The organism is Vibrio breoganii (genome assembly GCF_001677275.1).
GTDB lineage: Bacteria > Pseudomonadota > Gammaproteobacteria > Enterobacterales > Vibrionaceae > Vibrio > Vibrio breoganii.
Genome location: NZ_CP016178.1, coordinates 1,113,724 through 1,127,944, shown reverse-complemented (window position 1 = coordinate 1,127,944; position 14,221 = coordinate 1,113,724). Strand labels below are relative to the sequence as shown.

Sequence of the window (14,221 nt, the reverse complement as noted above, 5' to 3'; positions counted from 1 at the left end):
AACGTTTGCACTTTACTTATTGTCAGAATTCTTTATTATCCCCGCCAAAATCAGATTGTCTCTTTTATCTCCCTGAGGAAGCCATGCTGTCGGACATTGAAATCTCTCGTTCTACCCCATTACGCCCTATTGCTGATGTAGCTACTGCTGTAGGTCTGCATGCTGATGAGATTCAAACTCATGGTCAACACAAAGCCAAGGTTTCTCTTAAGGCGCTTAAGCGTCTAGAAAGCAAGAAAACCGGTAAGTTAGTTGTAGTAACTGCGATTACGCCAACCCCTCTTGGTGAAGGTAAAACCGTGACCGCCATTGGCTTGGCACAAGGCCTATTCAAGGTAGGTCAATCTGTAATGGCCTGTATCAGACAGCCTTCTATGGGGCCAGTATTTGGCGTCAAAGGGGGTGCTGCCGGTGGTGGTTACTCGCAAGTTGCGCCAATGGAAGAGCTAAACCTGCACCTTACAGGTGACATCCACGCTGTGACTGCCGCTCACAACCTTGCTTCTGCGGCAATAGATGCGCGCATCTATCATGAGCAGCGTAATGGTTACGACGATTTTGAAGCACGCTCGGGCTTAACGGCACTGCGTATCGACCCGCAAAGCATCGTGTGGAAGCGCGTGATTGACCACAACGACCGTGCGCTTCGCAAGATCAACGTAGGCTTGAACGATGAAGGCAAAACCATCAACGGTTATGAACGTGAAGATGGCTTTGATATCTCGGCAGCATCTGAGCTTATGGCTGTACTTGCCTTAGCCAGTGACCTGCAAGACCTGCGTCGTCGCATTGGTAATATCGTTATCGGTTACAACCTTGATGGTAAAGCCGTGACCACCGAAGACTTAGGTGTCGCGGGCGCGATGACAGTCAGCATGCGTGAGGCCATCGAGCCAACCATGATGCAAACCCTAGAGGGGATCCCAACGCTTATTCATGCCGGGCCTTTTGCCAATATTGCACACGGCAACTCTTCTATCATTGCTGACAACATCGCAACTAAGCTTGCTGATTACACGGTCACTGAAGGTGGCTTTGGCTCAGACATGGGCTTTGAGAAGGCATGTAACATCAAGGCTCAGGCTTCTGGTAAAGCGCCAGATTGCGCAGTAGTAGTGGCAACGCTTCGCGGTTTGAAGGCCAACTCTGGTCTCTATAATCTAAAGCCAGGTCAACCGATCCCAGACAGCATGTTCGACAAAGACAGCGCAGCCCTTGAAGCGGGCTTTGCGAACCTAAAATGGCACATCGAGAACGTCGTAAAGTACGGCGTGCCGGCGGTAGTTGCTATCAACCGCTTCCCGCAAGACAGCGAAGAAGAACTAGCAAAGCTAAAACAAATGGTTGAGGCTCTGCCTTACTCTGTTGAAGTTGCTGTATGTGAAGCATTCGCACAAGGCGGCGCAGGAGCCGCTGAGCTTGCTGCTAAGGTGGTTGCTCAGTGCCAAACACCTGCTCAATTTAAACCTCTTTACCAGATGTCTCAGACGCTAGAAGAGAAGATCATGGCAGTAACGGAAGTCGGCTATGGCGCAGCATCAGTGACCCTAAGCGACAAAGCGAAAGCTCAACTGGCGCAGTTTAAATCTCTAGGCTTCGATAACCTCGCTATCTGTATGGCAAAGACGCCAATGTCGATCTCAACCGACGGCAACATTAAAGGCGCTCCGACCCAGTTCGACGTACCCATCCGCGAACTAAAGCTATGCGCAGGCGCAGGCTTCATCTACGCCCTATGCGGCAACGTAATGACCATGCCAGGCCTACCAGACAAACCAGCCTTCATGAATCTTGATATTGATGAAGATGGGAATATTACTGGGCTGAGCTAAGCTCCTTGTAACGTCACCCCCGAATGCTTTTATCGGGGGTCTCTTCGCCCACCAGATTCCCGCTAACAACATGCGGGAATGACGATTGTGGAGACTCAATACTTTTTGAACCCGTCATCCTCGAGTGCTTTTATCGAGGATCTATTCACCCTCCAGATCCCTGCTAACAACATGCGGAAACGACGGTTGTAGAGGACATTTACGTGCCTTCGATAGCGTCGTCCCAGAGTTTTTTATCGGGGGCCTGTTTTAGAAACAGATGCTCGACCAGAGTGCTGGCCCAGAAAATCGTTCGAGCATGACGAATTCCCTAAAGTTCGACTGGTATACAAGAAGCAAACTTGCAGCTTGAAGCTGATCGCTGATCGCTGATCGCTGATCGCTGATCGCTGACAGCTTCTCCCCAATTTATCCTCACGACAAAATCCTTTTGTTAGACTCCAACCCCATTTTATCCGTTAATGCGCCCCACACGGCGGTGAAACGAAACCGAATGAACCCGTGTTAGTTTTGGCTTCAGGTTCTTCTGAGTCATTTGTCCTTCCTCTTGTCTTTGTGAGATTTGACGTGGAAAAACTTTCTAAACTTGACCGTGTTCGCGCGGATTACAACGTTCATTACTGGAGCCAAGGCTTCTACGGTATCGACAATCAAGGTGAGGTGTATGTATCACCGCGCAGCGACAACGCACACCAAGTACCGTTGAGTAATATTGTTTCTCAATTAGAGCAAAAACAACTTAACTTGCCTGTTCTAGTAAGGTTTCCTCAAATCTTACATCAGCGTGTGCATGGTATTTGTCAGGCGTTCAACCAAGCCATAGCCGAGTACCAATACCCAAATAATTACTTGTTGGTCTACCCAATCAAGGTAAACCAGCAAAAAGAAGTGGTCGACGAGATCCTAGAGAGCCAAGCACAGCTTGAAACCAAGCAGTTGGGGCTAGAAGCGGGCAGTAAGCCTGAGTTACTCGCGGTATTGGCCTTGGCGCAAAAAGCGAGTTCTGTGATTGTATGTAACGGCTACAAAGACCGTGAGTACATCCGCTTAGCACTGATTGGCGAGAAGCTAGGACATAAGGTTTTCATCGTACTTGAGAAGCTATCTGAGCTAGACCTAGTGCTTAAAGAAGCCAAAGACTTAGGTGTAACGCCTCGTCTTGGTCTTCGCATTCGCCTTGCATCCCAAGGTGCAGGTAAGTGGCAATCAAGCGGTGGCGAGAAATCTAAATTTGGCTTGGCGGCGTCTCAAGTGCTTTCGGTTATCGAGCGCTTGAAGAAAGAAGGCCAGCTAGATGCATTGCAACTGGTTCACTTCCACCTTGGTTCACAGATGGCAAATATCCGTGATATTCGCAACGGTGTGAATGAGTCAGCTCGTTTTTACTGTGAATTACGAGCTATGGGCGCAGGTATCCAGTACTTCGATATCGGAGGCGGCTTGGCAGTGGACTATGATGGTACACGCAGCCAGTCTTCTAGCTCGATGAACTATGGCTTGATTGAGTACGCGCGCAACATTGTGAGTACGGTAGGCGATGTATGTCAGCAGTATGAGCAACCAGTTCCGACAATTATCTCAGAATCTGGTCGCTCACTAACGGCTCATCATGCGGTATTGATTACCAACGTGATTGGCACTGAAGCGTACTACCCTGAAGCGGTTGATGCTCCACAGCAACTTGCTCCAACGCTACTGCAAAACATGTGGCGTAACTGGGAAAGCCTACAGGATGGCAGTGACGCGCGTGCTTTAATCGAGATCTACAACGATACTCAGAGTGACTTGGCTGAGGTCCATTCTCAGTTTGCAACAGGGGTTTTAAACCTAGAGCAACGAGCTTGGGCTGAGCAGCTTTCACTTCGAATCTATTTCGAATTGAGCCGTCAGATGAGCAACAAAAACCGCTTCCATCGTCCAATTTTGGATGAGTTGAGCGAGCGTTTAGCGGATAAGTTCTTTGTTAACTTCTCGCTATTCCAATCTCTACCGGATGCGTGGGGGATTGATCAGGTGTTCCCTGTTCTGCCTCTATCAGGGCTTGAGAACGTGGAAGATCGCCGCGCGGTGATGTTGGACATTACTTGTGACTCGGACGGTGCAATTGAGCAGTACGTTGAAGGACAGGGCATTGAGAAAACCTTACCAGTACCGGCTTGGGACAAGGACAAACCTTACTTGATGGGCTTTTTCTTAGTGGGAGCGTATCAAGAGATCTTGGGTGACATGCACAACCTGTTTGGCGATACGCACAGCGCGGTTGTAACGGTTAATGAGCACGGAGAATCGATCATTGAGCGCATCGATGAAGGGGATAGCGTTGAAGACATGATGCGCTATGTTCATATCGATGTGGACAAGATCCGCGACAACTATCGTGACTTAGTCGCCCAACGCGTACACGCTGATGAGCAACAGCAGGTATTAGAAGAATTAGAAGGTGGCCTAATGGGTTACACCTACTTAGAGGATTTCTAAATGGATGATTTGTTTACTAAAACTGATTATTCGCTTTACTCAAACTCTATGAGTTTTATGCGTAGACCTTACCTGCGAGATCCCGTGTCTGCAGACGCTGATCTCGTGGTACTTGGAGTGCCGCTCGATCTAGCTACCTCAGGCAGACCCGGAGCACGTATGGGGCCTGATGCGATACGCAGAGCTTCGGTCAACCTTGCATGGGAAGGAAAAAAGTTCCCGTGGGATTTTAACGTATTTGATCGCGCAAAGGTGATTGATGCAGGTGATTTGGTATTCGACAGCGGTGATGCAGAAGGCTTTACCGCTCGCTTAGAAGCCGCTACCGATGAAATCCTAAAAAGTGGCAAAACCATGCTGGCATTAGGTGGCGATCACTTTATTACCTTGCCAATACTGCGTGCATACACCAAGCACTATGGTGAGATGGCATTGATTCACTTTGATGCTCATACGGATACTTATGCCCATGGCAGTGCGTATGATCACGGCACCATGTTTTATCATGCGCCGAACGAAGGCCTGATCTCTTCTGAGCACTCAGTGCAGATCGGCATTCGTACAGAGTATGAGCAGCAAGATCACGGCTTTACTGTCATCAATGCGATGCAGGCCAATGATCAAAGTGCTGATGAGATTGTGGCTCAAATCCGCAAGGTAATTGGCGATAAGCCAGTGTACGTTACCTTCGATATTGACTGCTTAGATCCAGCATTCGCACCAGGCACAGGAACGCCCGTGTGTGGCGGACTAAACTCAGACAAGGTGCTAAAGATTCTACGCGGCTTGGCTGGGGTAAATATTGTGGGTATGGATGTGGTGGAGGTTTCTCCTGCATACGACCATGCAGACCTGACGGCTCTGGCAGGAGCAACAGTGGCGCTGGAGTTGATGTACGCTTGGGCGTCTAATCGTTAAGTTGTATTGATTGCATTGTTTATGGGAAAGGGAAAACCTTAGGGCTTTCCCTTTTTTTTGATTATGGATCTATCGTTGGGTATTGGTTTCGCCTTGCCCGGCGACTTCCTTTTTCGCTATAGGTCGAAAAAGGAAGCAAAAATTTGTCCAAGCAAGAGCTTAGATCTTCGATAGGAGCGCTCGAAGATGACGAAGGTAGTGGAGTCATGACAAGGCTAAACCAACGTCATGCCCGAAGTGTTTTCTGGGCCAGCACTCTGGTCGGGCATCTGCTTCAATCCCAGAACCCAGAACCCAGAACCACTGCAACACGCAGTGAAGCGATTACTCACACGGCGGAGCAAGGTGAATCATCGCCAAACCACCCAGCGACGTTTCACGATATTTCTTGTTCATATCCTTACCCGTCTGATACATGGTATCGATAACATCATCTAATGAGATCAAACACTTACTAGAGCGCTTAAGGGCCATGCGAGAAGCATTGATCGCCTTCATCGCGCCCATAGCGTTACGCTCAATACATGGTACCTGAACCAGTCCGCCGATTGGGTCGCAGGTCATGCCTAGCGAGTGCTCCATTGCAATTTCTGCTGCAATACAGATCTGCTCGTTACTGCCACCGCGTAACGCTGTTAAACCGGCAGCGGCCATTGATGAAGAAACACCTACTTCACCCTGACAGCCTACTTCAGCACCTGAGATAGAGGCATTAGTCTTGTACAAAATACCGATAGCACCAGAAACCGCCATAAAGTCTTTAAGCTGCTTAGTATCCAGCTCTTTGATAAAGCGGTTGTAGTACATAAGCACTGCAGGAATAACGCCAGCCGCGCCATTGGTTGGCGAGGTAACTACCTGACCACCTGCCGCGTTCTCTTCACTCACAGCAAAGGCAAACAGGTTGATCCAATCTAAGATCTCCATTGGGTCGTTTTCAACCAAGGCATTTGCTTCTAGTTTCTTTAGCAAGTTAGGTGCGCGACGCGTTACGTTGAGTCCGCCATCTAGGATGCCTTCAGTTTCAAAACCGCGTTCCATACACAGACGCATTACCTTCCAAATCTGATCCGCTTTGGCATTGATAGCGTCGGTATCTTGGAAGGCCAGTTCGTTACGAAGTACCATACCACCAAGGCTTAGGCCATTTTTCTCAGCTTGTGCAAGCATCTCGTCGGCACTTGCGAAAGGAAATTCTACCGAAACATCTGTGGTCTTTTTACCGTGTTGCAGCTCATCTTCTGTGGCAATGAAACCACCACCAATAGAGTAGTAAGTTTCAAAACCAACACGTGTGCCCGCAGCGTCAAAAGCTGAGATAGTCATACCATTTTCATGCAGAGGCAGGTTATCGGTATGGAACAGAATGTCTTTGTCGTAATCAAAGTCAATTAGGTGGTGACCTGCAATATTCATTTTGCCGTCACTAATAGCATTGCGCATTTCAGCGTTAGCACTAGAGATCTTTATGGTGTCAGGACGATTGCCAAGCAGGCCCAGAATCGAAGCACGATCCGTGTGGTGACCTTTACCCGTTAGAGATAGCGAGCCATACAAATCCACCTGAATGCGCGTTACCTTCGCCACATCCTGCTGAATAAGTTGAGTAAAGTGATACCCAGCAAGCATAGGACCATTGGTATGAGAGCTAGAAGGACCGACACCTATTTTGTAGATATCAAAAATTGAGTACATATTCTTTACCTATTACGACAATACGGCTAAAAGCCAGTTAGGGGTATGAAGCACTGCCAAATTCTGAAGTATTACTCTTCAATCATAGCTGTACATCAACTGAGCTACCATAAACGCATCACTACCCAGAATGGGGATTCAGCAATTGAAGTTATTATGATGTGAGCGGAATATACAGTAAGAAGCTAGGTGAGGTGAATAGATTGTCAGTAAAAGAAGTCAGAAACGATGGGTTTGCAACATTTGATAGATTGTAAACCCTTGCTATGAATAATAAAGTGACAGCATTTCATGTATTTATTCTAGGTATCCAACAATGCTTTACTGCCCTAAGTGCGGAGTTAAGAGCTTAGCCACGATTAAAAATCAGTTTCACTGTGGTGAGTGCGACTTTACTTTTTTCCAAAACATGGCAGCTGCTGTGATGGCTGCGGTTATCAAACAAAACGCTGATTCAGAAACCATGATACTAGTCGCGACTCGTTCACGTGAGCCGGGTAAAGGGCTATGGGACTTGCCGGGCGGATATGTGGATCCTCATGAAAGTGCGGAAACGGCGCTTAATCGTGAGTTGAAAGAAGAGATTGGCGTAGAGCCTAAGTCATTTCAGTACCTTACTTCCTTTCCCAATGTTTACCCCTACAAAGAGGTGGTCTACACAACCTGCGATATGGTGTTCATCGTGACTCTTGATGATGAGGCGCACATTGTTGCTGATGATGATGTTGAAAGCCTGAGTTGGATGCCTTTAGACGAGATAGATTTAAATGGGTTTGCGTTTGAGTCGACCAAGCAGGCTGTGTCTGCGCTTAGGGCGCACCTTGCTCAATAGTTAGTGCTGATGGTTTTGAGTGGTGTCTAATCTAAGCTGGTGCTCTCTAAGATTCTGGATAAGCTCATTCGAGCTTTCCAGAATGACGTGTTTTGAGCATTTTCAGCCTAAGGTTGCCTCTTCCATGGCGTCATCCTAGAAGTTGCAGAGCAGCTATCTAGATGTATGGACTCCCTCTCCTTGAGGAGCTACGGTCTTAATCCGACTAAAGATTAGCCAAAGGAGCCCATACATGACTAAGCCTAATCTATTAGCTATTGATTTAGCAAAGAATGTATTCCAAGTTTGCAAACTCTGCCCTAACGGAAAAGTCATTTACAACCGCGAAGTCAGTCGAGCAAAACTCAAAGAAATTCTGATAAATGAAAAACAAGCCCTCGTGGCTATGGAAGCCTGTGGCAGTGCACACTACTGGGCTCGATTCGCAATTAGCGCAGGCCACATTGTAAAAGTCATCAACGCCAGAGCCGTAAAAGCATTTCAAACCAAGCAAAAGACAGATAGGAATGATGCTTTAGCCATTGGTGTTGCAGCACAGCAAGAGCACATCCATGGTACTCATATTCACTCAACTGAGGAGCAGGCACTTCAATCGTTAGAGCGTATGCGACACTTGGCTAAGGTTCAACTAGTCGCACAAAGTAACCAGATGCGAGGAGTATTAGCTGAGTTCGGAGTTATTCTACCGCAAGGCCTATCTAAGTTAAGAAAGGAAATCCCTTTCATCCTAGAAGATGCTGATAACTCTTTACCTGATAGTTTTAGAACGGCGCTACACAGGTCATGGTCACATTTATTGTGCCAAATTGAACACTTGCAAGAACTAGATAGGCAGCTCGAATCTTTGGTTAAGTCGCATCATATTTGCAAAAAGCTGATGAAGCTAGAAGGGGTCGGTCCGTTAGGGGCGCTAGGGTTAGCGTTACGATTAGGGCGAGGTGAAAACTTTTCTAATGGCCGAGAAGCATCCGCTAATATAGGGCTAACACCTAAACAGAACAGTTCCGGCGGGAAAGAGCGTATTGGACATATATCTAAGTACAGTGCGGATAAGCGACTTCGTTCAATTTTATTTCAAGGAGCGCTTTCCGTTATCACTCATGTATTAAACCGTCCAGCGACAACAAACAAAGAGCAGTGGTTACAAGCGCTAGTCGAACGGCGAGGAAAAAAGATCGCTGCAATTGCTTTAGCGAACAAAACCGTTCGAACCGCTTATGCTTTATTAAAGAATGATTCGGACTATCAGCCAATTAAATTGTCATGATAGACCGAGCATAGTCAACGAAGAGCGATGTAAGACAGGTAAGACCGACCAGTATGAGCTAGATAAGATTCGAGGCAGTAGACTTGCCGATATCGAGAAATAGCCTACTGGTGCGACTACATTTTAGGGCGAGGTAGCTCCTCAATAAAGCCCGTATATAAGTGCGCATCTATACTTGTTTTCCAAATTCTTTGTTGATTTACCGAGGGGGTCCATATAAGGATCTTAGGTGCTACCGAACTCAACAATGCGCACCCCAACACTCCAACTCAAAACCCTCCCATTGCGTCCTTATGGCGCAAGCATTGCACCAAATAAACCACTTACCGTTTCATCTCTGTAAACCTACCTTCACCAAAAAACACCCTCAAGCCCTTATTTACTTAGCCTCAATCGATACTTTCAATTTTTGGCACGTTCGTTGCAATAACTTAATCAGTTGTTCCAATTGTTTCATTTCTTTATAGGGAAATACCATATGAACGTATTTAAGGCTGTAATCAAAACCGTGTTAACCGCTTCTTTACTGCTGAGTGCACAAGTGGCTAGTGCTAACCAATTAGACGCTATTAAAGAGAGTGGTGTGTTGAAGGTGGCAGTGCCGCAAGACTTTCCTCCATTTGGGTCGGTGAATATTAATCTTCAGCCGCAGGGTTACGATATCGATATGGCGCAGTACTTGGCCGATCAGATGGACGTGAAACTTGAGTTGGTACCCGTGACCAGTGCTAACCGTATTCCTTATCTGCAAACGCGTAAAGTTGACCTAGTGATCTCAAGCCTGGGTAAAAACCCAGAGCGTGAGAGAGCGATCGATTTCACTGATGCCTACGCACCTTTCTTCCTTGGTGTGTTTGGTAGCGATGCTGAAACCGTATCTTCCCCAGAAGAGCTGGCGGGTAAAACGGTAGGCGTAACACGCGGTTCTGTTGAAGACATCGAGCTGAGCAAGCTAGCGCCAAAGGGCACAACGCTAAAACGCTACGAAGACAACAACGCGACACTATCAGCTTACCTATCTGGCCAAGTAAGCCTAATTGCAACGGGTAACCTAGTGGTGACAGAAATTGCTAATCGCAACCCAACCAAAGCGCCTCAAGTTAAGTTCATGCTGAAGGATTCTCCATGCTACATCGGCATTAAGAAAGGTGACATTGAGCTATTGGATGAGATCAATGTGCTTATCAAACAAGCGAAATCACAGGGTGAGCTAGAGAATATCTCTCAGAAGTGGCTTAAGGCGCCATTCCCAGCTTCACTTGGCGCTTAATTAGGAACCCATTGATGAGCTATCAACTTGATATTGCAGGTCTTGCTCCGTATGTGCCCCAGCTCCTTACCGGAGCTTGGGCCACCATTAAGCTAACGACCATTTCTACGTTAGGTGGCCTGCTACTGGGAACAGTATGCGCGGCAGGGCGGATAAACAAATATCGCTGGCTGCGTTTGCTTAGCGCCAGCTACATAGAAGTGATTCGAAATACGCCATTTATTGTGCAGCTGTTCTTTATCTTCTTTGGCTTGCCAGCCATTGGCATAAAGCTCACGGCATGGGAGGCGGGTTGTATTGCCATGGTGATCAACCTAGGCGCCTACAGCGCTGAGATTCTACGAGCCGGAATTGAGGCTGCACCTAAGGGGCAATGGGAGGCAGGCAGAGTATTGGGTCTTACCAATCGCCAAATCTTTATGCACGTTATCTTGCCACCGGCTTATCAGCGTGTGTATCCGGCGATTACCAGTCAATGCATCATAGTGATGCTCGGCTCAGCGGTTGTCTCGCAGATTTCGGTGGAAGAGCTGACATTTGCAGCTAACTTTGCTCAGTCACGCAGCTTCTTGAGTTTTGAGGCGTACCTAGTGACTGCCTTGATTTACTTGATGTTATCCATGCTTATGCGTCAAGTGTTTGCCATGGTGAAGCAGGCAAGCTTCAAAAACCCATCGTTATAGGAGAGCCCAACAATGATGCAATTTTCTGATTGGGATATTTTACGCAACCTACTGATGGCAGCACGCTGGACCATTTTATTGTCCCTTATCGCATTTGTGGGTGGTGGCATATTAGGCGCCTTGCTGACCTTCTTGCGTAGCACGCGTAATGTGGTTTTTACTCGAATCATTCAGGTGTATGTGGAGATATTCCAAGGAACGCCACTACTGATGCAGCTGTTCCTGACCTTTTTCGGTTTGTCTCTGCTAGGGATAGAAGTCAGTGCTTGGTCTGCTGCTATTTTGTCTTTGACGCTATTTAGTAGTGCATTCTTTCACGATATCTGGCGCGGATGTATCGACGCCTTACCAAAGGGGCAATGGGAAGCGTGCCGCACGCTCGGTTTGACTTACTTGCAGAGCATGCGCTACATCATCGCACCTCAGGCGATGCGCATGGCCATAGCCCCAACCGTTGGATTCTCAGTTCAAATCGTTAAGGGCACAGCACTGGCATCGATCATTGGTTTTGTAGAATTAACCAAGGCTGGAACCATGCTTAACAACGCGACCTTTCAACCCTTCAAGGTGTTTGCTTTTGTAGCACTGCTTTACTTCGTTATCTGTTTTCCTTTGTCTTTATTAGCTCGCTACTTGGAGAGTAAAAATCATGTCACTCGTTAGTGTTGAAAAAGTCCATAAATACTATGGCGAAAACCACGTATTAAAAGGTGTAGACCTAAAGATCAATGCGGGTGAAGTTATCTCTATCATTGGTCGCAGTGGCTCAGGAAAAAGCACCTTATTACGTTGCATGAATGGTCTTGAGACCTACGAAGAAGGCGTAATTATCGTCGATAGCCAGTCGGTAGAAGACGACGACTACAAACTGAGACTGCTTAGCCGCAGCGTTGGCATGGTATTTCAAAGCTTTAACCTTTTTCCGCACAAGACGGTTGGTGAAAACGTCATGCTTGCACCAAAGCTTGTGTTAAAGAAAAGCCCGCAAGAGTGCCGTGAGATAGCCAAAGAGCTACTAGAAAAGGTAGGGCTTGCCGACAAATTTGATGCTTACCCTGGCAACCTGTCTGGTGGTCAGCAGCAGCGTGTGGCGATTGCTCGCTCGCTAGCCATGAACCCAAAAGTCTTGCTTTGTGACGAGATCACATCGGCGCTGGATCCTGAGCTTGTCGGAGAAGTGCTCAAGGTTTTAGAGCAGCTAAAAGCGGAAGGAATGACCCTTATTTTGGTGACCCATGAAATGAACTTTGCTCGCGATGTGGGTGACAAAGTAGTGTTTATGAACGAAGGTAAAGTTTGGGAAACAGGAGAAAGCAGCCAAGTGTTTGCCAATCCTCAAACTCCTGAACTACAAGGCTTTTTGTCTGCAGTTCGCTAAATCACTTTCTTTGTAGGAGCGTTTCATGAGTCCCATTAGTAATCCGTTAAGTGAACGAATAACTAGGCACTACTCAGAGCTGACTAAGAATAATCGTCGCTTAGCCGATTATCTACAGCTCAACCCTGAAAAAATCTTGATGCTGTCGACCAATGAGATTGCTGAAGCGTGCGAGGTGTCCAAGGCCAGTGTCAGCCGGTTTATTCGCAAGTTGGGTTATGAAGACCATGTAGCGCTACGCAATGAATTACTGAGTGAGCGTGATAAAGGCACCCCAGTGATTACTGCGCCAGTGGAAGAGAAAGAACTGCAACAAGAGCTTCTCTCCCTTGAACAGCTGTGGGCGCAGCTTGGTGAAATGGACTTAACCGACCTTACCGAAAAGCTGTCGTCGGCAAAGCGCATAAAGATCATTGGTTATCGCAATAGTTACCCATTGGCGCTGCACTTTAGACAACAGTTGATGCAGTGCCGTGGCAATGTTGAATTGTTGCCAACGCCAGGGCAAACCATCGGAGAGGATATTGCTTCTATCACTGATGAGGATTTTGTCATTGTTATCGGTATTCGCAGACGCGTGAACCACTTTTCCAAGATCTTAGATTTGCTGGCAGAGCATGACACCTTGCTTATCACCGACCAGTCGGGTCAGAAGTACATTCCTAGCGTTTCTCACTACTTGATTTGCCATATGAACAATCAAAATCCGTTAGATAGCTATGCCGCGCCAATGAGCCTGATCTCCTACCTAGTGAACAAGGTATATCGCCACTTAGGGGCGGAAGCGGTCAAGGTCAGCGGTAAGGTCAGCGCTCATTACTCGCAGCTCGATGAACTTGAATAAATTAGAGAAGTAATCCCAATAATGAACATAGTAAGCAAGCTAAAAAAAGAATGGTTTCTAGTGGGCATGGTACTCGCCATTGCGCTGGCGACCATAACCCCAGATCTTGGTAAAACGGGTGGAGCGATTCATCTTGATAAACTGACGGGCATTGGTGTTGCCATCGTATTCTTTCTACATGGTCTGGGTCTTGCGCCAAGTGCTATCAAAGCGGGCTTGAGTAACTGGCGTCTGCACCTGTTTATCCAATCCGCGACCTTTATCTTTTACCCTTTGCTATGGGTGATCTTTGGTGACCTATTTCTAGCCTATATGCCTGCGGCCCTAGCGTTTGGCTTCTGCTATCTATTCGTATTACCAAGCACGGTTTCCTCGTCTGTTGCCATGACCAGCGTGGGCAAAGGAAATGTACCTGGCGCTATCTTCAACGCGTCTTTGTCCAGCATTATCGGCGTCTTGATCACGCCATTTCTCATTCAGTTGTTTATGGGCTTTGAAGGTGCACAGCTGAACCTAATGGACTCAGTGATATCCATTGCCAAGCTGTTGCTTCTGCCAATGCTAGTGGGTCAACTGGCTCGTCCTTTGCTGCTCGCTTTTGCTGAAAAGCACAAAGCTGTGGTCAACAAAGTGGATAAATACGTCATCTTGCTGATTGTCTATAACGCGTTTTGTGACTCGGTAGCAAATGGCATCTGGCACACCTTCTCTATTGCTATGCTGGCAACCACTATTGCTGTTTGTGTTGCAGTGCTAATGGTGATGATCCATTTCTTCCAGTGGGGCGCGCGCAAGAGTGCCTTCGGCCATGAAGATGAAGTGGCCGCCGTATTTTGCGGTACCAAGAAAACCCTAGCCGCAGGTGTACCTATGGCGGCGGTTATCTTTGGCTCTGATCCGTCTCTAGGCATGATTTTATTGCCTATCATGCTTTATCACCCAATTCAGATCTTCTACTGCGCAGTAATGGCGAATCGCTATGCCAAGAGTGCAGAACAAGATCTTGCCATCGCGGCTAAGTAAT

At 47.3% G+C, this 14,221-nt stretch carries 12 protein-coding genes; 11 read left to right on the top strand and 1 reads right to left on the bottom strand.

Annotation, left to right across the window (positions count from 1 at the left end; translation table 11 throughout):
* The first annotated feature begins 83 nt into the window (after nt 1–83).
* The 3 genes from A6E01_RS17860 to speB all read left to right on the top strand — a co-directional run bounded on the left by A6E01_RS17860 (nt 84) and on the right by speB (nt 5,228).
* Nucleotides 84–1,832, top strand: coding sequence for a formate--tetrahydrofolate ligase (locus A6E01_RS17860; RefSeq protein ID WP_065210902.1), 1,749 nt, complete (start codon nt 84–86; stop codon nt 1,830–1,832).
* Between the two features lie 567 nt (nt 1,833–2,399).
* On the top strand, nt 2,400–4,310 hold the full coding sequence (speA, locus tag A6E01_RS17855; RefSeq protein ID WP_065211038.1) for an arginine decarboxylase: 1,911 nt from the start codon (nt 2,400–2,402) through the stop codon (nt 4,308–4,310).
* Nucleotides 4,311–5,228, top strand: a complete 918-nt coding sequence (gene speB, locus A6E01_RS17850; RefSeq protein ID WP_065210901.1) for an agmatinase — start codon at nt 4,311–4,313, stop codon at nt 5,226–5,228.
* Nucleotides 5,229–5,552: 324 nt separating this feature from the next.
* Here speB and A6E01_RS17845 read toward each other — a convergent pair whose 3' ends face one another.
* Nucleotides 5,553–6,923: an L-serine ammonia-lyase gene (locus A6E01_RS17845; protein ID WP_065210900.1), complete on the bottom strand. Its 1,371-nt coding sequence runs from the start codon at nt 6,921–6,923 to the stop codon at nt 5,553–5,555.
* A gap of 316 nt (nt 6,924–7,239) precedes the next feature.
* Here A6E01_RS17845 and A6E01_RS17840 point away from each other — a divergent pair, with 316 nt between their 5' ends.
* From A6E01_RS17840 to A6E01_RS17805, 8 genes are all read left to right on the top strand, one after another.
* Nucleotides 7,240–7,755, top strand: coding sequence for an NUDIX domain-containing protein (locus tag A6E01_RS17840; RefSeq protein ID WP_065210899.1), 516 nt, complete (start codon nt 7,240–7,242; stop codon nt 7,753–7,755).
* 232 nt (nt 7,756–7,987) lie between these two features.
* Nucleotides 7,988–9,022, top strand: coding sequence for an IS110 family RNA-guided transposase (locus tag A6E01_RS17835; RefSeq protein WP_065210145.1), 1,035 nt, complete (start codon nt 7,988–7,990; stop codon nt 9,020–9,022).
* Between the two features lie 478 nt (nt 9,023–9,500).
* The gene (locus A6E01_RS17830) at nt 9,501–10,292 is read left to right on the top strand and encodes a transporter substrate-binding domain-containing protein (RefSeq protein WP_017029524.1); all 792 of its coding nucleotides are present in this window, start codon (nt 9,501–9,503) and stop codon (nt 10,290–10,292) included.
* A 14-nt stretch (nt 10,293–10,306) separates the two neighbouring features.
* A complete protein-coding gene (locus A6E01_RS17825) occupies nt 10,307–10,975 on the top strand; it encodes an amino acid ABC transporter permease (RefSeq protein WP_065210898.1) in 669 nt (222 codons plus the stop codon).
* Nucleotides 10,976–10,987: 12 nt separating this feature from the next.
* Entirely contained in the window at nt 10,988–11,638 is a 651-nt protein-coding gene (locus tag A6E01_RS17820) for an amino acid ABC transporter permease (RefSeq protein WP_017029522.1), read from the top strand.
* Nucleotides 11,625–12,353: an amino acid ABC transporter ATP-binding protein gene (locus A6E01_RS17815; RefSeq protein ID WP_017029521.1), complete on the top strand. Its 729-nt coding sequence runs from the start codon at nt 11,625–11,627 to the stop codon at nt 12,351–12,353. Before A6E01_RS17820 ends, A6E01_RS17815 begins: the two co-directional genes overlap by 14 nt.
* 25 nt (nt 12,354–12,378) lie before the next feature.
* Nucleotides 12,379–13,197, top strand: a complete 819-nt coding sequence (locus A6E01_RS17810) for a MurR/RpiR family transcriptional regulator (protein ID WP_017029520.1) — start codon at nt 12,379–12,381, stop codon at nt 13,195–13,197.
* A gap of 21 nt (nt 13,198–13,218) precedes the next feature.
* Nucleotides 13,219–14,220, top strand: a complete 1,002-nt coding sequence (locus A6E01_RS17805; protein WP_017029519.1) for a bile acid:sodium symporter family protein — start codon at nt 13,219–13,221, stop codon at nt 14,218–14,220.
* Nucleotide 14,221 lies beyond the last annotated feature (1 nt).

Excerpts from the sequence above, each read along its gene's own strand:
- A6E01_RS17805 (WP_017029519.1), top strand. The coding sequence starts at position 13,219 with ATGAACATAGTAAGCAAGCTAAAAAAAGAATGGTTTCTAGTGGGCATG.
- A6E01_RS17840 (WP_065210899.1), top strand. The coding sequence starts at position 7,240 with ATGCTTTACTGCCCTAAGTGCGGAGTTAAGAGCTTAGCCACGATTAAA.
- A6E01_RS17815 (WP_017029521.1), top strand. The coding sequence starts at position 11,625 with ATGTCACTCGTTAGTGTTGAAAAAGTCCATAAATACTATGGCGAAAAC.
- speB (WP_065210901.1), top strand. The coding sequence starts at position 4,311 with ATGGATGATTTGTTTACTAAAACTGATTATTCGCTTTACTCAAACTCT.
- A6E01_RS17820 (WP_017029522.1), top strand. The coding sequence starts at position 10,988 with ATGATGCAATTTTCTGATTGGGATATTTTACGCAACCTACTGATGGCA.
- A6E01_RS17835 (WP_065210145.1), top strand. The coding sequence starts at position 7,988 with ATGACTAAGCCTAATCTATTAGCTATTGATTTAGCAAAGAATGTATTC.
- A6E01_RS17845 (WP_065210900.1), bottom strand. The coding sequence starts at position 6,923 with ATGTACTCAATTTTTGATATCTACAAAATAGGTGTCGGTCCTTCTAGC.
- A6E01_RS17810 (WP_017029520.1), top strand. The coding sequence starts at position 12,379 with ATGAGTCCCATTAGTAATCCGTTAAGTGAACGAATAACTAGGCACTAC.
- A6E01_RS17830 (WP_017029524.1), top strand. The coding sequence starts at position 9,501 with ATGAACGTATTTAAGGCTGTAATCAAAACCGTGTTAACCGCTTCTTTA.
- A6E01_RS17860 (WP_065210902.1), top strand. The coding sequence starts at position 84 with ATGCTGTCGGACATTGAAATCTCTCGTTCTACCCCATTACGCCCTATT.
- A6E01_RS17825 (WP_065210898.1), top strand. The coding sequence starts at position 10,307 with ATGAGCTATCAACTTGATATTGCAGGTCTTGCTCCGTATGTGCCCCAG.